The organism is Bordetella bronchialis (assembly GCF_001676705.1).
GTDB lineage: Bacteria > Pseudomonadota > Gammaproteobacteria > Burkholderiales > Burkholderiaceae_B > Bordetella_C > Bordetella_C bronchialis.
Genome location: NZ_CP016170.1, coordinates 5,563,552 through 5,589,770 on the forward strand (window position 1 = coordinate 5,563,552; position 26,219 = coordinate 5,589,770).

Consider the following 26,219-nt stretch of genomic DNA (forward strand, 5'->3'; position numbering starts at 1 on the left):
AGGCGCCCGGGGGCTCCACCATGGAGACCCTGTTGCGCCTTTCACGTCTTTCCACACTGGCTTTACTGCTGCCCATCGCGCTGGCCGCGACCTCCGTCCATGCCACCGTCGTCCTGCGCAATGCACTCTGGACCATCGAGCTGCAGCCCGGCACGCTGGCAATCGCGGTAACGCCCCACACCGGCCTTACGCCAGGCGAGGCGCCACCATCGCCAACCATAGAGGTCTCGCGCGGCGGCCCCGGCCATACGGTCCACGACCTGCGCGCGACGCCCACGGAAGCCGCCTGGCACTGGGACCCGGGACCGGCGGGCCCTCGCTACCGCCTGGCGGCCCGCCTGGACGGCGCGGACCTGAGCTTGTCGATCGTGGCCATGCAGCCCGGCCGCATCGCGCTGTTGCGCCAGCCGGCCGCCGCCATGGGGCGCGGCCTGGCGCTGCCCTTGGCCGAGGGCCATTACATACCCGCGGGCGATGCGCGATGGCGCGAGTTCCTGCTACGGGAGATGGCGGAGTTCGATACCTCCGAATCCATCAGCCTGCCGTTGTGGACCCTGGACCAGGGTACCCACACGCTGTCCTGGATCCTGGGGAACCGCTACAACAACACGGCCGCCTTCGCGCGGGACGGCGCCGGGCTGTCGATGACGCTGGACCATGACTACACGGCGCTGGACCTGGACTCGCCCATGGCCCTGACGCTGCACCTGGGCGGGCCGGATCCGCTGGCCGGCGCGCGGCGCTATCGCGCGGGCCTGGCGGCACGGGACGGCCACGCCCGACTGGCCGACAAGATCCGCCGCATGCCCTCGGCATCGCGCCTGCTGGGCGCCAGCCATGTCTACCTGTGGGGCAATGGCTTGCTGGCCCCCCGGGACGTGCGGGACTGGCCGGGTTTCCTGGCGCGCTTGCGCGGCGGCGATCCCCTGCCCACGACGCTGCGCGCCCATATGGACAAGGACCTGCTCCGCACGCTCACCGATGCCGGCGCCGCGCCCGACGCCGCACGCCGGGCCTGGACGATCCGCGGCGTCAACGAGGCATTCGACGCCGTGGCCCGCGCCGCCTGGCAGACGGCCACGCCCGATATGCACGCCCTGGCGACCCGCTATGGCGAGCTGCGGCGCGAAGCGGCGCGGACCTTCGGCGCCACGCTGTCCGCCGACCCGGCGCGCTGGGGCGCGGGCGTGTCCGTCGCCACCATCGCGGCCCTGGCCGGTGCCGGCCTGCCGCGCCTGTGGATAGGCCTGGGCCAAGGCTGGGAAGGCGGCCTGTGGCACCCGGAGGCGATCGCGGACGGCGTGCGCGCCGGATACCTGGTGGCCCCCTATGATTCCTATGAGACGGCGCTGCCGCCCGGCCAGCAGCCCGGCTGGGCGTCCGCGCAGCTGGGCCTGGCGGCGTATCGCGACTGCGGCATCCGGCGCGCCGACGGCCGCCTGCAGCCCGGCTTCCAGGGCGCCGGCCATTACACCGATCCGGCCTGTGTCCGGCCCTTGCTGCAGGCGCGCGTGCAGGCCGTGCGCCAGGCCGTGCCGTTCAACAGCTGGTTCATCGACGTGTACGCCACCGGCATGGCCTTCGACAACCACGCGGCCCAGGCGCCGACGCCCCAGCGCCGCTATGTCGCGGAAAGCGCGGCCAGCCTGCGCTGGATGGCCGACGTGCCGGGCCTGCCGGTGGGCTCGGAGGGCGGCAATGCCGCCGTCGAGGACATCGTGTTCGCGCACGGCATGCAGACGCCCGTGATCGGCTGGACCGATCCGGACCTGCATCGCGACCGGCGTTCCCCCTGGTTCCTGGGCGCCTGGTACCCCGACGACGAGCCGGCGAAGTTCTTCCAGGCCACGCCGCTCAAGCCGCCTTACGCGGCCATCCATTTCGATCCCGCCACCCGGCTGCCGCTGTACCAGGCCGTCTATCACGGCTCGGTCATCACCACTCATCACTGGCTCTTCGACAACCTCAAACTGGCCAACGTCCGCGCGGAGAACGCCCTGCTCCAGCTGCTCTACAACGTGCCGCCGTTGTTCCACCTGAGCAGCGCCACGCTGGCCCGGCGGCTGCCGGAGATCGTCCGCCACGACGCCTTCTTCCGGCCCCTGCACGAGCGCCTGGCGACGCAGGCGCTGACCGCGTTCGAGTGGCTGGCGCCCGATCGCCGCGTGCAGCGCACGGCGTTCGAGGACGGCACCAGCCTGGTGGCCAACTTCCGCGACACCCCTTACGCGTGGCGCGACACGACGATACCGGGCAGGTCGGTGGCGGCATTCACGTCGGGACAGCAGCCCGTGGTTTTTCGCGCGGAGCCCGCCAAGGCGCCGTAGCGTTGCGCGCGGCGGATGCCGGGCTGAATGCGCGATGGACGCCGGCCGATTGCGGGCGGCGTCGGACGGACCCCTGTTGCATGGGCGATGCCGGGCACGGATTTCCGGCCGGGCCGTTTTCCTGAAACAATGGCGGTTTCGCGCCGCTTCGCTGTCCGCCGTACCGATGCCAGAGACTTTCCCCCCGCCCCTCGATGACGCGTCCCGTGACCATGCGGAACGCATGGCCGCCCATTTGCGGGCGGCCATCGCCCAGGCCGGGGGATGGCTATCCTTCGAGCACTGGATGGCCGAGGCCCTGTACGCCCCGGGCCTGGGCTATTACGCGGCCGGCAGCGTCAAACTGGCCGAGGGCGGTACCGCCCAGGCCGCCGGCGATTTCGTCACCGCGCCCGAATTGACGCCCCTGTTCGGCGCGACGCTGGCCGCGCAGGCCGCGCAGGTGCTGCGCCAGACCGGCACACGCGACGTCCTGGAGTTCGGCGCGGGGACCGGCGCGCTGGCCGGACACGTCCTGGCGGCGCTGGATGCCCAGGGCCTGGACGCGCGCTACCACATCGTCGAGGTCTCCGCGGACCTGCGCGCGCGCCAGCAGGCCCGCCTGGCGGCGCATGGCCGGCGGGTAAGCTGGCTGGACCGCCTGCCCGATGCCTTCGAAGGCTGCGTGCTGGCCAATGAAGTACTGGACGCCATGCCGGTGCAGGTCTTCCGCTGGGACGACGCCGGCACCTTGCTGGAGCGCGGCGTGGTCGTGAATCCCGAAGGCGGCTTCGCGTGGTCGGATCGCCCCGCGCCGCCGCGCCTGGCACAGGTCATGGCCGAGCGCATGCCGCCGCTGGAAGGCTACGTGTCCGAAGTCAACCTTCAGGGAGAAGCCTGGGTGCGCGGCATGGGCCAGTGGCTGCGGCGCGGTGCCGCGCTATTGATCGATTACGGCTTTCCCCGCCACGAGTACTATCATCCGCAACGCGCCGGCGGCACGCTGATGTGCCACCTGCGCCATCATTCGCATGCCGATCCCTTCCTGGCTCCCGGTCTGCAGGACATTACCGCGCACGTGGATTTCACCGCGATGGCCGACGCCGCGCTGGCCGGCGGACTGGATGTCCTGGGGTATCTGTCGCAGGCGCGCTTCCTGGTGAACGCGGGCCTGATGGAACACATCGGGCGGCTGGACGCCGCCGACAGCGCGAATTACGCGCGCACGATCGCGCCGGTGCAGAAGCTGCTTTCCGAAGCGGAGATGGGTGAACTGTTCAAGGTGCTGGCCGTCGGCCGCGGGGTCGATCCGCCGTTGACAGGTTTCCGGCGGGGCGATCGGCGCGCGATGCTGTAGCGCGCCGACAGGATGGACAGCCTAGCGGGTTTCCTCGCTGGCGCCGGCATCATAGGTGGAAAGCACCGCGGTAAAGCTTACCGCCGCGTCGGTGCTGGCAGCCTTGTCCGCTTCCTGGCCGCGATGATCCTGAAGGACGCTTGCATCCAAGGCAGCGATGCCGGCGGGCAACGAGGGTGAAGTCACTTGCATCGTCATTGACGTACTCCGTTGAATCGCGCCGCCCGAATGGCGGCGCGCGGATACGTCACGCTTGCCGGCCGGCCGGTTCCGGGCCGCGCGCCGCACCGATGGAATCCAGAACTTCATGCACCGCGCGGACGCGGGCCTCGCGCACGGCCTGTTTTATGCGGTCGGGTTGCCCGGGATGCTGGCGCGCGATGGCGCCGGCATCGACGGCGCGCATGGCCTGCAGCACGGCCTGCCACATCGCCTCGTCGACCGTGACGCGCACCGCCGCCGTGCGCAGCAAATCGAGGAAACGCCGCGGCTTGCGCAAGGCATCGCAGCGCTCCATCAACGCCAGCCGCGCGGTGGCATCGTCGCAGGCGGCGGTCGCGGCGCCCGCCCGCTCTACACGCCCTTCGAGCCCGTCCAGCACGATGGGCAGCAGGCGCGCGTGATCCGCGCATTCGGTCGGCACGCGCAGGCGGGCCGACACATCGTCGCGCCGCGGAGAGGCCAGGCATAGCAAGGCATAGCGGCCGGCCAGCGGCAGATCGCGCCGCGCGGCCTCGTCCAGATCGGCCTTGACCTGATCGTCCACGCGCAAGCCGGGCAGCACGCGCGGCAAGGCCTGCGCCTGGTCCAGCACATCCAGCATGCGGGACGGCCGGGCCGCCATCAGTCCGCGCGACAGCTCCTTCCATACGCGTTCCGGCACCAGGGCGTCCGCCTCGCCCGCATCCACCATGGCGCGGCACAGCGCCAGCGTTTCGGGCGCCACGCTGAAGTCGCCGAAGCGGGCGGCGAAGCGGGCCAGCCGCAGGATACGCACGGGGTCTTCGGCGAAGGCCTCGCCGATGTGGCGCAGGACGCGGTCGCGCAGGTCGCGGACGCCACCCAGGGGATCGATCAACGTGCCGTCGGCGTCGCGGGCGATCGCGTTGACCGTCAGGTCGCGCCGCGCCAGGTCGTCTTCCAGCGTGACGTCGCTGCCGGTGTAGAAGGTAAAGCCCTTGTAGCCGCGTCCGGACTTGCGCTCCGTGCGTGCCAGGGCGTATTCCTCGTGGGTTTCCGGATGCAGGAAGACCGGGAAATCGCCGCCCACCGGCACGAAGCCGCGGCGTGTCATGGCCTCGGGCGTGGCGCCCACCACCACCCAGTCGCGGTCGCCCGCCGGCAAGCCCAGCAGTTCGTCGCGCACGGCGCCGCCCACGATGTAGGCCCGCAGGCCTTCCAGCGCCGGATCCGTCATCGCGCCACCCGGGCTTGCATGGCGGCCGGCGCGGTCACGGCAGGTCCGTCCGTTCCGGCGGCTCGGGCGCGATGCGGCCCAGGCGCTGCTTGAGCGATTGCGGCTGGCCGGTGAACATCGCCGCGTAATACGTGGCGTTGGCCATGACGTTCTTCACGTAGGTGCGCGTTTCCGTGAAGGGGATGGTCTCCGCGAAGATGGCGCCTTCCACGGGGTGGGTCAGCGTCGCGCGCCAGCGGATGGGACGGCGCGGACCCGCGTTATAGCCGGCGCTGGCCAGGACCTGCGAACCGTCCAGGTCCTGCAGCACCATGCTCAGGTACGAGGTCCCCAGCAAGGTGTTCGTGTCGAAGTCGTTGACCTGGCCCGGCGTGAAATTGCTCAGGCCGATCTTGCTGGCCACCCACTTGGCCGTGCCCGGCATCAGCTGCATCAGCCCGGAGGCCCCGACGGAAGAGCGCGCATCCATGATGAAGCGCGACTCCTGGCGGATAAGCCCGTAGACCCACGCCGGGTCCAGCGCCACCTGGCTGGCCTTGGCGGCCACCCGGCCTTCGAAGGGCGCGATGTAGCGCTGCGAAAAGTCGAACTGCTTTTCGGTGCGCTCCGAGGTGTTCACCACCCGGTCGTAGATGTTCTCGCGGCGCGCCAGCTCGGCCGCGGCCAGCAGTTGGCGGTCGTCCATGCCACGCAGCGCGAAGTTCCATTCCGGCACGGCGTCGCCGCGCCAGCCCAGGCGAAACAGCGCGATCGCCCGCTGCAAGCCGGGATTGGCGCGGGCCTGCGCCATCTCCTGGGCGGTCAACGGGGCGGCGCGCGGCGGCACGGTGATCGCGCGGCCGAGTTCCTCCGCCGCCAGCTGCCCGTAGAAATTGAACTTGCCGGCGATCTGCTCGTATTCCTGCCGCGCCTGCTCGCCGCGGCCCGTCGCGGCCAGGCCGCGCGCGTGCCAGTAGATCCAGGCGGGCTCTTCGCGGGCTTCGGGCGACATGGCCTCGATGGACGCGATCACCCATTTCCAGTCGATGCGGGGCTGCCGCAAGGCGGCGCGGACTTTCCATTCCTCGTTGTACTGGGTCAGCCGGATATGGCCGGCCTCTACGTACCAGTCGTGGGCGCGGGGGTCCTGGTTCAACACCGCCACCAGCGCCAGTTGCGCCCTGACCCATGCCAGGTCCTGGCGCGGCAGGCCCTTGGCCCACTCGCGCCGGATGTAGGAGTCGGCCACATCCAGGTTGCCGCGCGCCAGGCGCGCCAAGGCGATGGTGACGAGCTCGGTCTCGGCCTGGCTGCGCGGACCCCGCGGCTGGCGCACCAGCCACTTCATCGGGTCTTTGATCATCGCGTCATAGGCCTTCTGCTGCGGCGGCTCGAACAGATAACCGGCGTACCGGCGCGCATCGGCGAGCTTGTTGTCCTCTATCGCGTCGCGCAGCCGGGGCTGCAGGTCATTCCAGCCCAGCACATGGTTGGCGACCAGATCGTCGTACAGCGACCAGCACCATGCCCCCGGCGCGAACGCCCGCATGGCCTCCGCGCCGCTGACTTTCCTGCCGGTCATGTAGCGGGCTTCCAGGGCGGCGCACTCGGTCTGCGCATTGCCGTTCTTGACGGGCGCCAGCCGGTTGACGGTGTCGTAGTCGCCCGAACGCGCGGCGGCCAGCAGCCAGTCCGCGCGCAGCTTGTCGGCCAGATAGGCGTCGGGATTGCGCTCGATGAAGCGCCGCAGCTGGTCCACCGGCCATTGCGCGCGCGGCATGTTCCACACCTGGTAGCGCAGCAGCCAGTATTCCGGATACATGCCCAGGATGTCCTCGCGCGCCTGGGGGACCACGACGGCCAGGGCCGACCATTGCTTGCGCGTCATGGCGTCGCGCGCCGTGATGACGGCCTGGCGGGCAGGGGTGGGAGGTTCGGTGGACAACAGCGAAACCGCTTCCGGCTGCGCGGCGGCGGAAGGATCGTTGGCCAGGGTGGTAACGGGCACCGTGGCGGCGTCCGTGGCGGGCGCGGCGCCAGCCTGGCTCGAGGCGGGGGCCGATACGGCCGAGGCCTCGCGCGCCTGGACAGCGTGCTGCTGCGCATCCACGGGCGCGCAAGCGGACGCCAGCAAACCCAGCAGCGGCAACGCGCGGCGCAGCAAGCGCGCGGCGTCGGCCCCTGGCGATTTCTGATAACGTCCCGATTCCCCCCTACGCATCAGTTCCCCCCTGGACCGAATGACTACCAAAAATACGCTGAAGGATAACGCAGTACCGGTGCGCAAGCGATTGCGGGAGGCCCGTGCATCGTTGAACGATGCGCAGCGCCAACGGGGCGGGCTGCTCATGCGGGGCCGCTTGTTCACGTGGGTCGCGCTGGCGCGCGAAGCCGCGCGCCAGGCCGGGCGGCCGGAACTGTCTGTCATCGCCGCCTACTGGCCGCTGGCGGACGAACCGGATTTGCGGCCGCTGCTGAACCAATGGGTGGAAGCGGGCATCACCGTGGCACTGCCCGCCGTGACCGGCGCCGGCCAGCCGCTGGAGTTCCGGCCCTGGTCGCCCGACGCCCCCATGCAGGAAGGCGCCTATGGCATCCCGCAGCCGCTGCCGGGCGCCACGGTCACGCCCGAGCTCATCCTGGTGCCGACGCTGGGCTATACGGGACAGGCCGATCGCGTCGGCTACGGCGGCGGCTACTACGATCGCACCCTGTCCGCGCTGAAGGACGCCGGCCATCGCTACACCGCCATCGGCATCGCCTGGACCGTCGGGCGCCTGGACGATACGCACGTGCCTGAACCGCACGACGTCCGCCTCGACGCCATCCTGACCCCCGACGGCTGGGTCCCCAAGGCGCCCTGAACCGCCGGGCGCCCGCCGGTGGGAGACTCCGCCGGCCTGCCGGCGCCGCACGCTTCCCGGAGACGCTGGCTTTCGCACCACAATGGTGCGTCCACCGCCCGCGATCGGGCGCCGTCCAGGCACCGGGCCCGTGCATCGCCAACGCTTTCCCGCGCCGCAAAATTGGCACAGGTGTTGCTTTCTTTCCAGTCGTAAACGGGCGCCCCCGTCTATCGCCCACCTACAGGGGCGAAGCCGGCCGCCCCCGACCGGGAGGAGCGCACCATGGACCAGCCGTCCGGCCCCGTCCGCGCCTATGACGAGATGTACGACGGTACGGGCGACGTGCGCCCGCACTACAGCGCCCTGGGGCAATGGCTCGCCACGCAGACCGACGAGGTCATGGCGGCACGGCGGCTGGAAGCCGACTTCAATTTCCGCCGCGTGGGGATCACGTTTTCCGTGGCGGGCGATGACGCCGGCACGGAACGCCTGATTCCCTTCGACCTCATCCCGCGCATCATCCCCGCGGATGAATGGCGCCAGCTGGAAGCGGGGCTGAAGCAGCGCGTGCGCGCCCTGAACATGTTCCTGCACGACATCTACCACGGACACGACATCGTGCGCGCCGGTATCGTGCCGGCCGAGCAGGTGTTCCTGAATGCCCAGTACCGGCCGGAGATGCAGGACATCGACGTGGCGGAGAACATCTACTGCCACATCGCCGGCGTGGACGTGGTGCGCGCGGGCGCGGGTACCTTCTACGTCCTGGAGGACAACCTGCGCGTGCCGTCCGGCGTCTCCTACATGCTGGAAAACCGCAAGATGTCCATGCGGCTGCTGCCCGACGCCTTCAGCCGCCTGAAGGTCGGCCCGGTCGCCCACTACCCCGACCTGCTGCTGGACAATCTGCGCGAGGTCGCGCCGCGCGGCAACGACGATCCCACCGTGGTGGTGCTCACCCCGGGCATGTACAACTCGGCCTACTTCGAGCATGCCTTCCTGGCGCAGCAGATGGGCGTGGAACTGGTGGAGGGCCGCGACCTGTTCGTCGACCACAACACCGTCTATATGCGCACCACCCGCGGCCCGCGGCGCGTGGACGTGATCTACCGCCGCGTGGACGACGACTTCCTGGACCCGTTGTCCTTCCGCGCCGATTCCGCGCTGGGCGTGCCGGGCCTGCTGTCGGTCTACCGCGCCGGCCGCATCACGCTGGCCAACGCCATCGGCACCGGCATCGCCGACGACAAATCGACCTACCTCTACGTTCCGGACATGATCCGCTTCTATCTGGGCGAGGAGCCCATCCTGCAGAACGTGCCCACCTGGCGTTGCGCGCGGCCGGACGAGCTGTCGCACGTGCTGGCCAATATGCACGAACTGGTGGTGAAGGAAGTGCACGGCGCCGGCGGCTACGGCATGCTGGTGGGGCCCTCGTCGACACGGGCGCAGGTGGATGCCTTTCGCGACCGGGTGCGCGCCAACCCGGGGGCCTATATCGCCCAGCCCACCCTGGCGCTGTCCACGGTACCCACCTACGTGGAAAGCGGCGTCGCGCCGCGCCACGTCGATCTGCGCCCCTACGTCCTGTGCGGCAAGGAGATACACACGGTGCCCGGCGGGCTGTGCCGCGTCGCGCTGACCGAGGGCTCGCTGGTGGTCAACAGCAGCCAGGGCGGCGGCACCAAGGACACCTGGGTGCTGGAGGAATGACCATGCTCAGCCGCACCGCCGACAGCCTGTTCTGGATGTGCCGTTACATGGAGCGCGCGGAAAACATGGCGCGCATGCTGGACGTCAGCCTGCAGATGTCCCTGCTGCCGCAGGACCCCGCTTCGCGCGAACGGTCCTGGCGCGCGCTGATGCGCATCTCCGAGCTGCAAACCCTGTTCGACCAGCGCCATCCCGAAGGCACGGCGCGCGACGTGCTGCGCTTCATGGTGCGCGAGCCCGACAATCCGTCTTCGATCTATGCCTGCCTGCGGGCGGCCCGCGAGAACGCCCGCGCCGTGCGCGGCAGCCTGACCACCGAAGTCTGGGAGACGTACAACAGCACCTGGCTGGAGCTGCTGCGGCACCTGCGCTCGGAACTGCCGGAACGCAATCCCGGCGAGTTCTTCGAGTGGGTCAAGTTCCGCTCCCATGTGGCGCGCGGCGTCGCGCTGGGCACCATGCTGGAAGACGAGGCCCTGTATTTCATGCGGCTGGGCATGCACCTGGAACGCGCGGACAATACCGCGCGCATGCTGGACGTCAAATTCCACGAGTATGACGACACGGTCGACGCGGGCCGCCAGGACATGCAGCGCGGCATGGCGGTGCGCGACGAGTTCTACCGCTGGGCCGCCATCCTGGGCTCCGTGTCGGGGCTGGAGGTCTATCGCAAGGTGTACCGCGACGTCGTGACGCCCGACCGCGTGGCCGAACTGCTCATCCTGCACGGCGACATGCCGCGTTCCCTGCTCAGCTCCATGCAGGCCGTCACCGACAACCTGGCGCTGGTGTCCAACGAGCGGTCCGCGGAAACCGAACGCCGCGCCGGCATGCTGTGTTCCGAACTGCGCTACGGCAAGGTGGAGGACATCATCGCGGGCGGCCTGCATGGCTTCCTCGAACGCTTCCTGGCACGCGTCAACGACCTGGGCAACCGCATCAGCCAGGACTTTCTGCTGCAGCTTTCGGCATAGACGTGGCGCGCATCGCCGCCACAGGAAAACGGGCATGAGACACTCCATCCGACACGTCACCCAGTACCGCTATACCGCGCCGGTGGCCTACAGCATCCAGACCCTCAGGCTGACCCCGCGCGGCGAGGACCACCAGCGCTCGCTGCGCTGGCACATCCATGCGCCCGGCGACCTGGCCGAACAGGTCGACGCCTACGGCAACACCACCCACACCCTTACACTGAACCGCCAGCACAACGAAATCGAGCTGCTGGTCACCGGCCAGGTGGAGATCGACCCGCTGACGGAAGGCCTTCTGACCAGCGAGGAAACCCGCCTGCCGGTGGACGCCTTCCGCGTGCCCACGCCACTGACGCTGGCCGACGCCACCATCGCGGACTTCTGCGCGCGGGTATTGCCGCGCGGCCTGCAGGAACCGGGCGACGCCCTGAAGCTGGCCCAGGCCATCTCGGATCGCGTCGCCTACGAGCCCGGAACCACCGACGTCACCACGGTGGCGTCCCAGGTCCTGGAATTGGGCCACGGCGTCTGCCAGGACCATGCGCACCTGTTCCTGGCCTGCGCACGCGCCCTGGGCGTGCCGGCGCGCTACGTCAGCGGCTATCTGTACACGGTGGCCGAACATGCCGCCAGCCATGCCTGGGCCGACGTCTGGCTGCCGGGCGGCGCCTGGTGCAGCGTCGACATCACCAATCGTCAGTTCGCCTCGGACTGCCATTGCCGGCTGGCGGTGGCGCGCGATTACGACTCGGCCAGCCCGGTGCGGGGCGTGCGCCATGGCGGCGGCAACGAATCCATGATGGTCAGCGTGCAGGTGCAGGCTGCGCAACAGTAGCCGCGCTGTTGCGGGGCACCGACGCCCGGCTGTCGTTTTCCGCCGGGTTTAATAAAATGCCTGGATTGCCTCTTCTCCAGCATCCATGACTTACTGTGTCGCGGCCCGCCTGCATGCGGGATTGGTTTTCCTGGCGGATTCACGCACCAACGCGGGCGTGGACCAGATCAGCGTATTCCGCAAGCTGAACGTGTTCGAGCGTCCCGGCGAGCGCGTCATGGTGCTGATGACGTCCGGCAACCTGGCCATCAGCCAGTCGGTCGTCAATATGCTGGCCATGCACGACAGCGCCGACCCCGGTTCCATCTGGAACGCCCCCAATATGTTCGAGGCCACGCGCATCGTGGGCGATGCCATCCGAGAGGTACATCGCCGCGACGCCGAAGCGCTGCACGAGCAAGGCGTGGAATTCAATATCACGCTGATCTTCGGCGGGCAGATCGGGCGCGAGCGCTGCCGCCTGTTCCAGATCTATTCGGCGGGCAACTTCATCGAGGCCCACGCGGAATGCCCCTACTTCCAGATCGGCGAGTCCAAATACGGCAAGCCCATCCTGGACCGCGTGCTGGAACCCGGCACCACGCTGGACGAGGCCGCCAAGTGCGCGCTGATCTCCATGGATTCCACCCTGCGTTCGAATATCTCGGTAGGGCTGCCGCTGGACCTGCTCGTGTACGAGGCCAATTCGCTGCGCGTCACGCGTTTCGCCAATATCGACGAGCACAACGCCTACTTCCAGATGATACGCAACAGCTGGGGCGAAAGACTGCGCCAGGTTTTCGCGGAAATCGAAGACCCGGCCTGGACCAATCCGTGCTCGCCCGACAGCCTGGTACCCCCCGGCCGCATCCATCAGCCGGTACGCGTCCTGCCGGGCAGCGCCGAACCCACCGAAGTCGCCCCGGTCCAGGCGCTGGCCGAAGGCCGGGAGCCCTCGCAGCCCGGCTGAGCGGCTATGCGGCTATGCGGCTGAGCGGCAGTATGGATGCCCACGGCGCGTAGCCGCGCTGCCCGCCCGCCACGGCGGCAAGCGCCGCCGATGCCTGGAGGCGGCCTGCGCCGCGGCCTGTCTCACCCCACAGCCTGCCGCGCCCGTCCTGTGCCTGTCGACAGCGGGCCGCCGCGATCCATATCAATCCGGCTTGGCGATGGCGCAGCTGTTGTCAAGCAGTTCCTCTGACGCGCCGCGGTTGCTGGCGGCGCTGGCGCGCCCATGCCGCGCATCCTGGTCCGCTTCGCCATCCAGGAAGACGAAGCCCGGCCGGCCATCGGCCAGCGTGACGGGCGCCATGAACAAGGTGTGGGGCAGCATGGAGCCATCGGGATAGACGTCGCTGGCCAGCAGGCGCGCCGGGTCCGTGCGCGCCAGCGTGGCGTCATCCGACAACAGGGCACGATATCGATGCCCACGTCCTGCCATCGGCGGCAGCAGGGTCCAGTGCGTGCCGCTCAGGCGGCCGACGCTGCGCGCCAGGGTGGCCGCGACGTCCAGACGCAGGCAGGTGATGTGGATATGCAGCTGGTCCTGGCTGCGGCCATAGATGGAATTGGCGGCGAAGCCGAACTGCGTGCGATGCAGCGGACGCTTCAGGACTTTTTCCACGTAGCCGCGGTTCTCGTAAGCCGCCCGCCAGTAATTGGGTCCGCCGGTCACCCAAAGGCGCGAGTCCTCGATGCCGGTGACAGGGTCCGTGGGCAGGAGCAGGAACGCATAGGGCTTGCCGGGGCTATGGTCCTTCAAGACCATGTATCCGCCCGGGACATCGACCCTGGCGCAGGCGTTGGGCCGGGAGACGTCTGGCGCGGCGTACGGGCCCGGCGGTGCCTCCGTGCCGTCCGCGGCCCCTGCCGGCCGCGCGCCGTCGTCCTTGTCCTGCGCGGGTACGCCACGGTGTTGCGCGGTCCGCACGCATTGCCGGACCACCCGCCACAATACGCCGCGGCTCTCCTGCACGGTCCAGCCCGGGCCGGGAACGGGTCTTACCGCAGCCTGGGGCGCGGCGCCGGCCGGCAGCGCGGGCAGCATGGCCGCCAGCAGGAACATCGCAACGATGGGAAGATTACGCGCTTGCACCGCGGGCCTTTTCGGTATCGGTCAGCCATCCATGGGTCCATGGAGGCGGCGGATATCGTAGCGGCCCGGCAAGCACTTGCGTCGATGCGGCGCGCGATGTCCGCGCGTCCGTTCAACGCCCGCAACAGCACGGCGCCGGGCGCCGCGCGTGTCACACGGCGGTCAGATTCTTCCAGATCGCCATCGGCGCCTCGGCGCTGTTCAGCGTATAGAAGTGCAGCCCCGGCGCGCCGCCGTCCAGCAGCTTGCGGCACAGGTCCGTGACCACGTCCACGCCGAAGGCGCGGATCGATGCCTTGTCGTCGCCGAATTCGGCCAGGCGCAGGCGGATCCAGCGCGGGATCTCGGCCCCGCACATCTGGGAGAACCGCGCCAGCTGCGTGTGGTTGGTGATGGGCATGATGCCCGGCACGATAGGCACGGACACGCCCTTGGCCGCGACGCGCTCCAGGAAATCGAAGTACGCGTCGGGATTGAAGAAATACTGCGTGATCGCGCTATTGGCGCCCGCGCGCACCTTTTCCACGAAATGGTCCAGGTCGCTGGTGGGGTTGTCCGCCTGCGGATGCATTTCGGGATAGGCGGCCACTTCGATGTGGAACCAGTCGCCGGTTTCCTCGCGGATGAAGGCGACCAGGTCGCGCGCGTATTTCAGTTCGCCGGCATCGCCGCCCATGCCCGAAGGCAGGTCGCCGCGCAGGGCGACGACCTGGCGCACGCCTTCTTCGCGGTACGACGCCAGGATGGCGCGCAGGTCCGCCCGCGTGGCGCCCACGCAGGACAGGTGCGGCGCGGCGTCCACGCCCAGGTTGCGCAGCATGCGCACCGTACCGGCCGTGCCTTCGCGGGTGGAGCCGCCCGCGCCAAATGTCACGCTGACATAGCGCGGGTGGATGGCCAGCATCTGCTTGGCCGCACGCAACAGGCGCTCCTGCGCGGCGATGTCGCGCGGCGGAAAGAATTCCAGGCTATATGCCGGCGTATTGGTATCGGTCATGAGACGAGCAGCGTGGACAGCAGGCCGGAGATGATGCTGTACAGAATGGCACCGATCACCGCCCACCAGAAGCCGTTGACCTGGAAGCCCTTGAGGATGGAGCCGGCGAACCAGAACAACAATGCATTCAGGATGATCAGGAAGAGACCGAGCGTGACGATGGTGATGGGCAGCGTCAACAGCACCAGCACCGGCTTGACCAGCATGTTCAGCAGTCCCAGCACCAGGGCGGCGATCAGCGCCGAACCGAAGCTGGCCACCGAGATCCCGGGCAGCAGATACGCCACCACCAGCAAGGCCACCGCGTTCAGGATCCAGACAAGGATCAGGGTCATGTTCGAATCTCCCGCATAAGGGTGTAAAAGGGACGGCGACGTCGCCGTCCCCCAAAGACTACACCATCAATAGCGGTAGTGATTGCTCTTGAACGGGCCGTCCACCGACACGCCGATGTAGGCCGCCTGGTCGGGCCGCAGCGTGGTCAGGTTGGCACCCAGCTTCTTCAGGTGCAGGCGGGCGACCTTTTCGTCCAGTTGCTTGGGCAGCACGTAGACCTGGCCTTTTTCGTAGGCATCGTTGCGCGTGAACAGCTCGATCTGCGCGATCGTCTGGTTGGTGAACGACGACGACATCACGAAAGAGGGATGGCCCGTGGCGCAGCCCAGGTTGACCAGGCGGCCCTTGGCCAGCAGGATGATGCGCTTGCCGTTGGGGAAGATCACGTGGTCGACCTGCGGCTTGATTTCTTCCCACTTGCAGTCTTCGAGCGACGCGACATCGATTTCGTTGTCGAAGTGGCCGATGTTGCAGACGATGGCCTGGTCCTTCATGCGATCCATGTGGTCGCGCGTGATGACGTTGTAGTTGCCGGTCGCGGTGACGAAGATATCGGCCTTGTCCACGGCTTCTTCCATGGTCACGACCTTGTAGCCTTCCATCGCCGCCTGCAGGGCGCAGATCGGATCGATTTCCGTGACCCAGACCTGTGCGCGCAGCGCCTGCAGTGCCTGGGCGCAGCCCTTGCCCACGTCGCCGTAGCCGGCCACCACGGCGATCTTGCCCGCGACCATCACGTCGGTGGCGCGCTTGATGCCGTCCACCAGCGATTCGCGGCAGCCGTACAGGTTGTCGAACTTGGACTTGGTGACCGAGTCGTTGACATTGATGGCGGCAAAGGCCAGTTCGCCGCGCTGGGACATCTGGTACAGGCGATGCACGCCGGTGGTGGTTTCTTCCGTGACGCCGCGGATCTGGGCCAGGCGCGTGGAATACCACTTGGGATCGCGGGCCAGGGTGGCCTTGATGGCGGCGAACAGCACGCGCTCTTCCTCGCTGCCCGGCTTGGCCAGCACGGAGGCATCGCTTTCCGCCTTGGCGCCCAGGTGCAGCAACAGCGTGGCATCGCCGCCGTCGTCCAGGATCATGTTGGCGTGCTGGCCGTTGGGCCATTCGAAGATCTTGTGGGTGTATTCCCAGTACTCGGTCAGCGTCTCGCCCTTGACGGCGAACACCGGCGTGCCGCCTTCGGCGATGGCGGCGGCGGCATGGTCCTGCGTCGAGAAGATATTGCAGGAGGCCCAGCGCACTTCCGCGCCCAGGGCCTTCAGGGTTTCGATCAGCACCGCGGTCTGGATGGTCATGTGCAGGCTGCCGGCGATGCGCGCGCCCTTCAGCGGCTGCGCGGCGGCATACTCTTCACGCGTGGCCATTAGGCCGGGCATTTCGGTTTCCGCGATGGCGATTTCGCGGCGGCCCCAGCCGGCCAGGCCGATATCGGCAACGATGTAGTCGGAAACGGATTTTTCGGAAACGGTGTTCATGGGTTTGGCTCCACGTGTAAACGGACGGCGCCACACCGCGGCCCGAAACGTGCGCAATACCCGGCTGGCGATTCCGCCGGGACCCCACCGATGGTTGGCGCGCCCGCCTCTGCCACGCATGCGACAAAGGTGAGCGCCGTTGCATGCCGCCACGCGATGCGCGACAGCTGGTTGCCTGAGCCTGGCGGGGGACATTCTGCCGGGCATCCGCCCTGGCCTGTTGCCTTGCCCCGTCGCAGCGCTCCTCAGGCGTGGGCAATATTGTAGCGGGTCGCCGGAGTCAGCGGAACCAGGGCGTCCAGCAAATCCATGGCGATGGCGTCCCAGGTGCGCGTCAATGCATGCTGGCGCACCGCGTTCCGGTCCAGCGCGCGGGCATCCAGGCAGGCCTGGCGCAGGTCGTCGCGCAGGAAACCGGTGACACCATCCTCGATCACGGCCAGCGGCGCATCCGTGCGGAACGCCGCGACCGGCGTACCGCAGGCCAGTGCCTCCAGCATGACCAGGCCGAAGGTGTCGGTCAGGCTGGGGAAGACAAAAACATCCGCCGCCGCGTAGTACCGGGGCAACATATCGTCGGCCTGCATGCCCGTGAAGCGCACCCCCGGATACTTGCGGCGCAGCCGTTCCTCATCCGGACCGCCCCCCACCACTACCTTGCTGCCCGGCAGATCCAGCGACAGGAAGGCGTCCAGGTTTTTTTCGCGCGCGACGCGCCCCACGCTCAGGAATATCGGCCGCGGCAGGTCGGCGAACACGTCGCGCGGCCCCGGCTGGAAACGTTCCGCGTCCACGCCGCGCGACCACACCTGCAGATTCTTCAAGCCATGGCGCGCCACCGTGTCGCGCACCGTGGGCGTGGGCACCAGCACCCGCTGCGACGGCTTGTGGAACCACTGCATGTAGCGCCAGGGCAGCCACGCCGGGATGCCCATCCGCGCCTGCAGGTAATCGGGGAACATGGTGTGGAAAGAAGTGGTGAACCGCCAGCCGCGCCGCAGCGCCATGCGCCGCGCGGCCAGGCCCAGCGGGCCTTCCGTGGCGATATGCAGGGCATCCGGCACCACATCGCCCAAGATCCGCTTCAGCTGCTTGCGCGGCTGTATGCACAAGCGCAGGTCGGGCTCCGACGGCGCCGGCACCGTACGGCTGCCTTCCGGGCTGACGACAATGACCTCGTGGCCCCAGCCGCGGAGGATTTTCAGCATGGTCGTCCAGGTACGGACAACCCCGTTCACTTGCGGATGCCAGGCATCCGTAACCAGCGCGATGAGCATGGGGTTTTCATGGGATGGCCAGGAAAGCCCCTATTTGGCACCGGGTTTATGACACCGTGGCGACAGTCATGATGCGCGGCCGCTGTCGCGATGAATCGTGTAAGCCGGGATGGTGGAGCCGCGATGGGCGGAGCCGCGAGCGGCGGTGGCAATCGCGATGCAATGCCGCAAGCGCGCGGCGCCGGGATGCGCCGGCCCCGGTTCAGCGCCGCGGATATCCCTGCGCCTTGATGCGTTGCCACACGATCTGTTTTTCCTCGTCGCTCAGGAAAACCCAGTTCGAGACCTCCGTGGCGGTGCGGCCGCAGCCGCGGCAGACTTCGTCGAACAAGGTAGAGCACACCGCCACGCAGGGGGAATCCGTGGCGGAAAACACACGGTCGGCGTCCTTGGCGGACGGCGGGCAAAGATCGGGAATCGGGTCGGACATGCGGAAAGGATACACCGGCAAGGAACCCCTGCCGGGCCGCCGGGGTAAGCCTGGGCCGGCCTTCCAACAATGTCAGGCAAAGAAGCGCAGCGCTTCCTCACCGATCTGCGTGGGCAATTCTTCGGCCAGGTAGTGGGCGCCGTCCACGGAATGACCCTGGACGTCGCGGGCGACGTTGCGCCACAAGGCCAGGACATCGAAGTTGCGGCCCACGGCGCCGCGCGCGCCCCACAGCACCAGCAAGGGGCAACGCACATGGCGCCCGGCGGCGCGGTCCTGGCGGTCGTGTTCCAGGTCTATGGTGGCGGAGGCGCGGTAGTCCTCGCAGATGCCGGTGGGCAGGCCCGGCAACGCCGCGCAGCGCTCGTATTCCGCCAGGGCGCGCGGATCGAAGATCGCCAGGCCGCCGGGGCGGCCGCCCATGATCGAGCGCACATAGAAAACGGGATCACGCCCTATCATGGTTTCCGGCATGGGCGCCGGCTGGATCAGCCAGAACCAATGGTAGTAAGCCTGCGCGAACGCGCGCGTCGTGTTCTCGTACATGTCCAGCGTGGGGGCGATATCCAGCAGCATCATGCGGCGCACGCGGTCGGCGTGGTCCAGCGCGAGGCGGTGGGCGACGCGCGCGCCGCGGTCGTGCGCCAGGACGCTGAATTCCTCGTGCCCCAGTTGCCGCATCAGCGCCGCCATGTCGGCGGCCATGGCCCGCTTGGAATGCGCCGAGTGGTCCGGCGCGGCGGCCGGCTTGCCGCTATCGCCGTAGCCGCGCAAGTCCGCCGCGATGCAGGTGTGGCGCGCGGTCAGCGCGGGCCATACCCGGTGCCACATCGCGCTGCTTTGCGGATGGCCATGCAGCATCAGCAAGGGCGGCCCGTCGCCGGCCACGCGGGCGGCGATCTGCGTGCCATTGACGTCGAACCGGCGCACCGGCAAGTCCAATAACGATGTCATGTGTGTATCCCTCGATGCTGCACGCGTGTGTATCCGCCGAAGCGGCAGGCGAGCTTACCGCGCCTGGCAGCGGCGATCCAGCTCGCGTACGACGTCCGAGTTTAGGGGCGGGCGCGCCATCTATAATCAACTTCGATTGGAAGCTTTATCAAATTGCATTTGATAATCCATCGACTTCCCCGCGCCGCCGCCCATGGACGCCTTATCCGAACTCGCTTTCTTCGCCATGCTGGCGCGCCACGGCAGCCTGGCGGCCACCGCGCGGGAACTCGGCTTGACGCCGGCGGCGGTCAGCGCCCGGCTGGCCAAGCTCGAGCGCCGCTTGGGCGCCCGCCTGCTGCACCGGACCACCCGGCGCGTCACCGTCACCGAAGAAGGCGAACTCTATCTGGCCGAGGGCGCCCGCATCCTGGGCGACCTGGGCGCGCTGGAACGCCGCATCGCCGGCAATCGCGCGCAGCCGCGCGGCCTGCTGCGGGTGAACGCCACCTTCGGCTTCGGCCGCCGGCACATCGTGCCCGCCGTGGCCGATTTCGTGCGCCGGTATCCCGAAGTCGAAGTGCAGATGCGCCTGACGGACCGCCCACTGCCGCTGCGCGACGAAGGATTCGATGTCGGGATACGCTTCGGCGATATTCCCGACACCCGCCTGACCGCCCGCCGCATCGCCGCCAACCGGCGGCTGCTATGCGCGGCGCCCGCATACCTTAAGGCGCACGGCACGCCGCAGTCGCCGCGCGAGCTGCAGGGGCATGCCTGCCTGGTCGTGCGGGAGAACGATGCCGCCTACGGCACCTGGCACCTGCAATCGGGGCGACGCACGGAAGCAGTCAAGGTGCGCGGCCCGCTCAGCTCCAACGACGGCGAAAGCGTGCTGCAATGGGCGCTGGACGGGCACGGCATCGTCCTGCGCTCGGAATGGGAAGTCGCCGCCTGCCTGCGCGCCGGCACCCTGCGGGCGCTGCTGCCGGGCTGGGCCGCGCCGCCGGCGGATATCCACGCCTTGTACGCCGAGCGCGCGAACCTGCCCGCCAAGGTATCGGCCTTCGTGGATTTCCTGCTCGATCGCTACGCCGGCCAGCGGCGGCGGCCGGCAAGAAACGAACTGGTCTGGTAGGCCGGAACGATACGGCCGCTCAGCCCCTAGCGGAACCATGCAGGAAGAAAAAGGCCGCAACGTTGCCGTTGCGGCCTTCGATCGGATGACGCTGCCGGCGCGCGTATCGTCGCGCCGGCGCCGGCATCGTCAGGCGGCTTTTTTCAGCGCCGCGACCTTGTCGGTGGCTTCCCAGGTGAATTCCGGCTCCGAGCGGCCGAAGTGGCCGTAGGCGGCCGTCTTGGAATAGATCGGGCGCAGCAGGTCCAGCATGTTCACGATGCCCTTGGGACGCAGGTCGAAATGTTCGCGCACCAGCTTGGACAGCTGTTCGTCGGGAATGACGCCCGTGCCGGCCGTGTAGACCGTGATGTTGATGGGCTCGGCCACGCCGATGGCGTAGCTGACCTGCACTTCGCACTTGCGCGCCAGGCCGGCCGCGACGATGTTCTTGGCCACATAACGGGCGCCGTAGGCGGCCGAGCGGTCCACCTTGGACGGATCCTTGCCGGAGAACGCACCGCCGCCGTGGCGGCAGGCGCCGCCATAGGTGTCGACGATGATCTTGCGGCCGGTCAGGCCGCAATCGCCCTGCGGACCGCCGATGACGAAGCGGCCCGTGGGGTTGACCAGGAAGCGCGTCTTGGGCGTGATCAGGCCGGCCGGGAAGCAGGGCTTGATGATGTCTTCGATGACCGCTTCGCGGATGGTTTCCTGCGAGACCTCCGGAGCGTGCTGGGTGGACAGCACCACCGTGTCGACTTCCACCGGACGGCCATCCACATAGCGGAAGGTGACCTGCGACTTGGCGTCGGGACGCAGCCACGGCAGGCGGCCGTCCTTGCGCAGTTCGCTCTGGCGCTGCACCAGGCGGTGCGAATACCAGATCGGCGCGGGCATCAGGTCGGGGGTTTCGTCGCAGGCATAGCCGAACATCAGGCCCTGGTCGCCGGCGCCCTGGTTCAGATAGTCTTCCGAGGTACGGTCCACGCCCTGGGCGATATCGGGCGATTGCTTGTCGTATGCGACCAGCACCGCGCAGCCCTTGTAGTCGATGCCGTATTCGGTGTTGTCGTAGCCGATGCGCCGGATGGTGTCGCGGGCCACCTGGATGTAGTCCACGGAAGCCGACGTGCTGATTTCGCCGGCAAGCACGACCAGGCCGGTATTGCACAGCGTTTCGGCCGCTACGCGGGCATTGGGATCCTGGGTGAAGATGGCGTCCAGGACAGCGTCGGAGATCTGGTCCGCGACCTTGTCGGGATGGCCTTCGGAAACGGATTCGGAAGTAAAGAGGAAATCGCTGTGTGCCACGGTTTGCTTTCCTTGCTGGGCTGGGCGCGTACACCGCACTCGGCCGGATTGACGAAGGTGCGTTGCACCTGGGCTCTCAATCGGCAAGATATTGACCATGGCGCGACGCTTTAGCGGATTTTGCGGGCACGGCGCCCGGGCACGGAAAGCCCTGGAACCGGCACGCGTCGCCCCGCAAGTTGTCGGTTAACTCGGCGACCTCCGGCATTTTAAGCGAAAATGGCGGCTTTCATCCGTCCCCGTCGCATGTTGCTCGTCGCCCTGTTCCACCTGCTGGCCCGCCTGCCGCTATCCATGCTGCATGGCATGGGGCGTTTCCTCGGCACGCTGGCCTATTGCTGGCCGGGCAAATACCGCCAGCGCCTGCGCGCCAACGCCGCGCAAGCCGGCTACCGCGACAGCGGTTTCGCCCGCGAAGCGGCGGCCCAGGCCGGCGCCATGATCCTGGAGATGCCCAAGGTATGGTTCCAGACGGATCGCTGCCTGGCGCGCCTGTACTCCGACGACGACGCCGTCGTGGAGGCCGCCGTGGCGGAAAAGCGCGGCGTCATCGTCATGACGCCGCACCTGGGCTGCTTCGAGATCACGGCGCGCCACGTGGCGCGGTGGCTGCCGCTGACGGTGATGTTCCGCCCGCCGCGGCAGTCGGCCCTCGCACCCCTGCTGGAGGCCGCCCGCAATACTTCCGCCATCCGCGCCGTGCCGGCCACAACAAAGGGCGTGCGCGAGTTCGTGCGCGCCCTGCGCCGCGGCGAAGCCGTGGGCATGCTGCCCGACCAGGCTCCCAAGGAAGGCGAGGGCGTCTGGGCGCCGTTCTTCGGCCGCATGGCCTATACCGTCACGCTGCCGGGCAGGCTGGCCTTTCCCAACGATGTGCCGGTCCTCCTGACGGCCGCCGAACGCCTGCCGCGCGGCCGTGGCTGGCGCATCCACTATGTCCGCGTGCCCGGCCCCCTGCCCGACTCGGCGGAGGCGCAAGCCGCGCTGTTCAATGCCGCCATGGAAACGCTGATCCGCCGCTTCCCGCAGCAATACCTGTGGAGCTACAACCGCTACAAGACGCCGCGGGGCGCGCCGCCCGCGCCGGACGCCACGCCGGCGGCGCCCCACGCAACGGCGCCCGACGCAGGGCCGCCCGGCGCGGGTGCGCACGGCGACCCGCCCGCCGTGGCCGCGGGCACCAATAGCGCCGGCGCGAGCGGCGCGGAGGACGGACGCGGCCGATGAGCAGCCTCAAGCATCGGGCGCTGGTCGCCCTGTTTTCCTGGTTCGGCCGGGTCAGCCCGGCGACCCGCCTGCGGGCCGGCGCCATCCTGACCTGGTTCACGTTGGTATTCGCCCGCCGGCGGCGGCGCATCGTGCGCATCAACCTGGATCTGTGCTTTCCCGACGAAAGCGCGGAAACCCGCCAGCGCTGGCTGCGGCAGCATTTCCGGGCCCTGTGCCAGTCGCTCGTCGACCGGGGCGTGCTGTGGTACGGCACGCCGCAGGCCATCCGCGACATGGCCACCGTGTCGGGCCACGAGGAATTCCTGCGGCTCGGGCGGGAGAAGCAGCCCCTGATCCTGCTGGCCCCGCATTTCGTCGGGCTGGACGTGGCGGCCACCCGGCTGACCATGGAATCGCCCACCGGCGCCACGATGTATACGCCGCAGCGGGATCCGGACGTCGACGCCATCGTCCGCGCCGGCCGCAAGCGGTTCAACGAGGTCCACCTGGTCAGCCGCAAGGAAGGCGTGCGCGGCCTGATCCGCCATCTGCGCGAGGCACGCCCCGTCTACTATCTGCCCGACATGGATTTCGGCCGCGAGGGCGCCATCTTTGTGCCCTTCTTCGGCGTGCAGGCGGCGACCATCCCGGCCACCGCGCAGATCGCGCGCAAATGGCATACGCCGGTCTTCCCGGTGATCGAGTTCTGGGATCCCGCGACCGGCCGCTATCACGTGGAAGTGCTGCCCGCGCTGAAGGACTTCCCCGGCGAAGACACGCTGGAACAGGCCACCGAGCGCCTGAACCGCGAACTCGAATCCTGGGTGCGGCGCTGCCCCAGCCAGTACTACTGGGTGCATCGCCGCTTCAAGACGCGGCCGCCGGGCGAACCCAAACTGTATTGAAGCCGGCGCGCACGGCGCGGCCGCGTCCCGGTGCCGCAAGGCCATGCCGCGATCGGCGGCGGCCCGCGGCGCTCGCGCGGACGTCCCCGGCCGCCACGGCCCCGCCCGGTACGCGTTTCGGCGATAATGGCGCGATGATCTGGCACTTCACGAAAATGCACGGCGCCGGCAATGACTTCGTCGTTCTTGACGGCGTGCGGCAGTCCATCGACATGACGCCCGAGCGCGCCCGGGCGCTGGGCGATCGCCATTTCGGCATCGGCGCCGACCAGATCCTGCTGGTCGAGCCCGCCACGGTGCCCGACGCGGACTTCCGCTACCGCATCTTCAATTCCGACGGCAGCGAGGTCGAACACTGCGGCAACGGCGCGCGTTGCTTCGTGCGCTTCGTGCACGAAACCGGCCTGTCCGACCGCAACCCGCTGCGCGCGCAGATCGCCACCGGCATCCTGATCCTGGACGAAGGCGACGATGAACAGGTCACGGTGGACATGGGCCGCACGCGGTTCTCGCCCATCGACCTGCCCTTCGATGCCGCCGGGCTGGCCACGCGCAAGGAAGGCCAGGACACCCTCTATACCCTGCCCCTGCCGGCGCCGGCCGACGGGGCCGCCGGCATGCCGGCCAGCGTGGAGATCTCCCTGGTGGCGATCTCCAACCCCCATGCCGTACAGGTGGTGGCCGACGTCGACCGCGCGCCGGTACACCTGGTCGGGCCCGCCGTCGAAGCGCATCCGCGCTTCCCCCGCCGGGTCAATGCCGGCTTCATGCAGATCGTCGATCGCCATGACATCCGCCTGCGCGTCTATGAGCGCGGCGCGGGCGAAACCCTGGCCTGCGGTACCGGCGCCTGCGCCGCCGTGGCGGCCGGCATCCGCCGCGGCCTGCTGGATACGCCGGTCCGGGTACAGGCGCGCGGCGGCGTGCTGACGGTGGACTGGGACGGCCAGGCGCTGCGCATGACGGGTCCGGCAACCTCCGTCTACACCGGCACGGTCGATATCGACAAGCTGGTCTTCTCCATGGCTCTGAACCGCTAAGCGCATCCCACCGACCCCATGACCGACACCGCTCTCAGCCCGCAACAGGTCGCCGACTTCCTGCGGGACCATCCGGATTTCTTCACCGCGCACGCCGATGTATTCGCGACGATGCACGTGCCGCATCCCCACGGCGCCGGCGCGATATCGCTGGGCGAGCGGCAGATCCTGATGCTGCGGGAACGCAATCGCGAACAGGAATGGCGCCTGAACGAACTGATCCACAACGCCAACGCCAACGAAGGCATCAGCACGCGCCTGACGCAATGGTGCGCGCGCCTGCTCGCGGAAACGCAAACGGACCGCATACCCGGGGAGATCGCGCTGGGCCTGGCGCGCGAGTTCGACCTGAACGAAGTCGGCCTGCGCCTGTGGCGCCTGCCCGACCTGCCGGAAAGCGGCTACGGGGAACCCGTTTCCGAGGACGTCCGCACCTTTGCCGACAGCCTGAAGTCGCCCTACTGCGGCACGGATACGGAATTCGAAGCCGCCAGCTGGCTTAGCGCCAAGCCCCGCTCGCTGGCCCTGATCCCCTTGCGTCCGGGCGCCGATGCGCTCACGATGGGCCTGCTGGTACTGGGATCCAACGATCCCGAACGCTTCGCGCCCGACATGTCCACCACCTTCCTGGACACGGTCGGCAAACTGGCGTCGGCCGCCTTGCGCCGCCTGGCCTGACGCATCCCCACGCCATGGAACGCCCCCTGCCTGCCCCGATGCAAGCGTGGCTGGCGCACCTGGCCGCGAACCGCCGCTATTCCGCGCATACGCTGGACGGCTACGGCCGCGATCTGCGCCACCTGACCGAGCTTGCCGGCGATATTCCGCTGGAGCGCCTGGCCCACGGGCATATCCGCCAGTTCGTCGCGCGCCTGCATGCGCGCGACCTCGGCCCACGCAGCCTGGCGCGGGCCCTGGCGGCGTGGCGCGGCTTCTATCAATGGTGGGCGCCGCAGGCCGGACTGCCGGGCAATCCGGTCGCCGGCGTGCGCGCGCCCAAGGCGCCGCGTCCGCTGCCCAAGGCGCTATCGGTGGAGCAAGCCCAGGCGCTGCTGGACCGCCCCGCCGCCGGCGGCGGCCACGACCCCGTGGCGTTGCGCGACCAGGCCATGGTGGAGCTGCTCTATTCCAGCGGCCTGCGCTTGTCCGAACTGACCAGCCTGGACTGGCGCTATGAGCGCGGTCCCGACCATACGTCGGCAAGCTGGCTGAACCTGAACGAACGCGAAGTCATCGTGCTGGGCAAGGGCGGCAAGCAGCGCACCGTACCGGTGGGCGCCGCCGCGATACTCGCCCTGCAGGCATGGTTGCCCGCGCGTCCGGCCTTGCTGGGGCCGCGCTCCACGCCGGCCGATGCGGCGGCGCTTTTCCTGGGCGCGCGGGGACATCGCATTTCGCCGCGTGTCGTGCAGGCCCAACTGGCCAGGATGGCGCGCACCGCCGGGCTTCCGGTGCACGTGCACCCGCACGTGCTGCGGCATAGCTTCGCCAGCCACGTGCTGCAATCCGCGCAGGACCTGCGCGCCGTGCAGGAAATGCTGGGCCACGCCAACATCTCCACGACTCAGGTCTATACGCGCCTGGACTTCCAGCACCTGGCCCAGGTGTACGACAAGGCCCATCCCCGCGCCGGCCGTAAATCCTGAGGCGGATGCCGGCGGGCAAGACGGCGACGG

The 26,219-nt window shown here is 68.8% G+C and carries 24 protein-coding genes and 1 riboswitch; of the genes, 13 read left to right on the plus strand and 11 right to left on the minus strand.

Annotated features, from left to right (window positions below; all coding sequences use genetic code 11):
• Positions 1-20 precede the first annotated feature (20 nt).
• Positions 21-2,327, plus strand: a complete 2,307-nt coding sequence (locus BAU06_RS24425; RefSeq protein WP_066356797.1) for a glycoside hydrolase — start codon at positions 21-23, stop codon at positions 2,325-2,327.
• Between the two features lie 166 nt (positions 2,328-2,493).
• A complete protein-coding gene (locus BAU06_RS24430; protein WP_066359715.1) occupies positions 2,494-3,663 on the plus strand; it encodes a class I SAM-dependent methyltransferase in 1,170 nt (389 codons plus the stop codon).
• Between the two features lie 21 nt (positions 3,664-3,684).
• Here BAU06_RS24430 and BAU06_RS26795 read toward each other — a convergent pair whose 3' ends face one another.
• The 3 genes from BAU06_RS26795 to BAU06_RS24440 are packed head-to-tail and all read right to left on the minus strand — an operon-like array spanning position 3,685 to position 7,280.
• Positions 3,685-3,861, minus strand: coding sequence for a hypothetical protein (locus BAU06_RS26795; RefSeq protein WP_156770326.1), 177 nt, complete (start codon positions 3,859-3,861; stop codon positions 3,685-3,687).
• 49 nt (positions 3,862-3,910) lie between these two features.
• A complete protein-coding gene (locus tag BAU06_RS24435) occupies positions 3,911-5,080 on the minus strand; it encodes a tRNA nucleotidyltransferase/poly(A) polymerase-related protein (protein WP_066356800.1) in 1,170 nt (389 codons plus the stop codon).
• A 34-nt stretch (positions 5,081-5,114) separates the two neighbouring features.
• Positions 5,115-7,280 (minus strand): lytic transglycosylase domain-containing protein, encoded by a 2,166-nt coding sequence (locus BAU06_RS24440; protein WP_082993809.1) that lies wholly within the window; start codon positions 7,278-7,280, stop codon positions 5,115-5,117.
• A gap of 19 nt (positions 7,281-7,299) precedes the next feature.
• Between BAU06_RS24440 and BAU06_RS24445 the strand changes: the two genes are divergently transcribed.
• From BAU06_RS24445 to BAU06_RS24465, 5 genes are all read left to right on the plus strand, one after another.
• The gene (locus tag BAU06_RS24445) at positions 7,300-7,923 is read left to right on the plus strand and encodes a 5-formyltetrahydrofolate cyclo-ligase (protein WP_066359721.1); all 624 of its coding nucleotides are present in this window, start codon (positions 7,300-7,302) and stop codon (positions 7,921-7,923) included.
• 264 nt (positions 7,924-8,187) lie between these two features.
• Positions 8,188-9,618, plus strand: coding sequence for a circularly permuted type 2 ATP-grasp protein (locus BAU06_RS24450; RefSeq protein ID WP_066356805.1), 1,431 nt, complete (start codon positions 8,188-8,190; stop codon positions 9,616-9,618).
• A 2-nt stretch (positions 9,619-9,620) separates the two neighbouring features.
• Complete coding sequence (locus BAU06_RS24455; protein ID WP_066356808.1) at positions 9,621-10,592, plus strand: alpha-E domain-containing protein; 972 nt, start codon at positions 9,621-9,623, stop codon at positions 10,590-10,592.
• 34 nt (positions 10,593-10,626) lie between these two features.
• On the plus strand, positions 10,627-11,427 hold the full coding sequence (locus tag BAU06_RS24460) for a transglutaminase family protein (protein WP_066356810.1): 801 nt from the start codon (positions 10,627-10,629) through the stop codon (positions 11,425-11,427).
• Positions 11,428-11,512: 85 nt separating this feature from the next.
• Positions 11,513-12,376: a proteasome-type protease gene (locus tag BAU06_RS24465; protein WP_066356812.1), complete on the plus strand. Its 864-nt coding sequence runs from the start codon at positions 11,513-11,515 to the stop codon at positions 12,374-12,376.
• Positions 12,377-12,559: 183 nt separating this feature from the next.
• On the opposite strand, the gene BAU06_RS24470 is transcribed toward BAU06_RS24465, so the two are convergent.
• The 7 genes from BAU06_RS24470 to BAU06_RS24500 all read right to left on the minus strand — a co-directional run bounded on the left by BAU06_RS24470 (position 12,560) and on the right by BAU06_RS24500 (position 18,979).
• Positions 12,560-13,501: a CDP-diacylglycerol diphosphatase gene (locus BAU06_RS24470; RefSeq protein WP_156770327.1), complete on the minus strand. Its 942-nt coding sequence runs from the start codon at positions 13,499-13,501 to the stop codon at positions 12,560-12,562.
• Between the two features lie 151 nt (positions 13,502-13,652).
• A complete protein-coding gene (gene metF, locus BAU06_RS24475; protein WP_066356816.1) occupies positions 13,653-14,498 on the minus strand; it encodes a methylenetetrahydrofolate reductase [NAD(P)H] in 846 nt (281 codons plus the stop codon).
• Positions 14,495-14,833 carry a phage holin family protein gene (locus tag BAU06_RS24480; RefSeq protein WP_066356819.1) on the minus strand — a complete coding sequence of 113 codons (339 nt, stop codon included), beginning with the start codon at positions 14,831-14,833 and terminating at the stop codon, positions 14,495-14,497. Before BAU06_RS24480 ends, metF begins: the two co-directional genes overlap by 4 nt.
• A 66-nt stretch (positions 14,834-14,899) precedes the next feature.
• Positions 14,900-16,318 carry an adenosylhomocysteinase gene (gene ahcY / locus BAU06_RS24485; protein WP_066356821.1) on the minus strand — a complete coding sequence of 473 codons (1,419 nt, stop codon included), beginning with the start codon at positions 16,316-16,318 and terminating at the stop codon, positions 14,900-14,902.
• 124 nt (positions 16,319-16,442) lie between these two features.
• Positions 16,443-16,571, minus strand: a riboswitch (S-adenosyl-L-homocysteine riboswitch).
• Positions 16,564-17,595, minus strand: coding sequence for a glycosyltransferase family 4 protein (locus tag BAU06_RS24490; RefSeq protein ID WP_066356822.1), 1,032 nt, complete (start codon positions 17,593-17,595; stop codon positions 16,564-16,566). It overlaps the preceding riboswitch by 8 nt.
• Positions 17,596-17,797: 202 nt before the next feature.
• Positions 17,798-18,025 carry a DUF1289 domain-containing protein gene (locus BAU06_RS24495; RefSeq protein ID WP_066359725.1) on the minus strand — a complete coding sequence of 76 codons (228 nt, stop codon included), beginning with the start codon at positions 18,023-18,025 and terminating at the stop codon, positions 17,798-17,800.
• Positions 18,026-18,097: 72 nt separating this feature from the next.
• A complete protein-coding gene (locus BAU06_RS24500) occupies positions 18,098-18,979 on the minus strand; it encodes an alpha/beta fold hydrolase (protein WP_066356825.1) in 882 nt (293 codons plus the stop codon).
• Positions 18,980-19,172: 193 nt separating this feature from the next.
• On the opposite strand from BAU06_RS24500, the gene BAU06_RS24505 reads away from it, so the two are divergent.
• Positions 19,173-20,096 carry a LysR family transcriptional regulator gene (locus tag BAU06_RS24505; protein ID WP_066356827.1) on the plus strand — a complete coding sequence of 308 codons (924 nt, stop codon included), beginning with the start codon at positions 19,173-19,175 and terminating at the stop codon, positions 20,094-20,096.
• A gap of 129 nt (positions 20,097-20,225) precedes the next feature.
• On the opposite strand, the gene metK is transcribed toward BAU06_RS24505, so the two are convergent.
• Positions 20,226-21,389, minus strand: coding sequence for a methionine adenosyltransferase (gene metK / locus BAU06_RS24510; protein WP_066356830.1), 1,164 nt, complete (start codon positions 21,387-21,389; stop codon positions 20,226-20,228).
• A gap of 249 nt (positions 21,390-21,638) precedes the next feature.
• Here metK and BAU06_RS24515 point away from each other — a divergent pair, with 249 nt between their 5' ends.
• The 5 genes from BAU06_RS24515 to xerC all read left to right on the plus strand — a co-directional run bounded on the left by BAU06_RS24515 (position 21,639) and on the right by xerC (position 26,189).
• Positions 21,639-22,616 carry a lysophospholipid acyltransferase family protein gene (locus BAU06_RS24515; RefSeq protein WP_082993896.1) on the plus strand — a complete coding sequence of 326 codons (978 nt, stop codon included), beginning with the start codon at positions 21,639-21,641 and terminating at the stop codon, positions 22,614-22,616.
• Positions 22,613-23,503 (plus strand): lysophospholipid acyltransferase family protein, encoded by an 891-nt coding sequence (locus BAU06_RS24520; RefSeq protein WP_066356832.1) that lies wholly within the window; start codon positions 22,613-22,615, stop codon positions 23,501-23,503. The genes BAU06_RS24515 and BAU06_RS24520 overlap by 4 nt, the downstream gene beginning before the upstream one ends.
• Before the next feature lie 134 nt (positions 23,504-23,637).
• A complete protein-coding gene (gene dapF, locus BAU06_RS24525) occupies positions 23,638-24,543 on the plus strand; it encodes a diaminopimelate epimerase (RefSeq protein ID WP_066356834.1) in 906 nt (301 codons plus the stop codon).
• 18 nt (positions 24,544-24,561) lie between these two features.
• Positions 24,562-25,221 (plus strand): DUF484 family protein, encoded by a 660-nt coding sequence (locus tag BAU06_RS24530; protein WP_066356836.1) that lies wholly within the window; start codon positions 24,562-24,564, stop codon positions 25,219-25,221.
• Positions 25,222-25,235: 14 nt separating this feature from the next.
• Complete coding sequence (gene xerC, locus BAU06_RS24535) at positions 25,236-26,189, plus strand: tyrosine recombinase XerC (RefSeq protein ID WP_066356839.1); 954 nt, start codon at positions 25,236-25,238, stop codon at positions 26,187-26,189.
• Positions 26,190-26,219 lie beyond the last annotated feature (30 nt).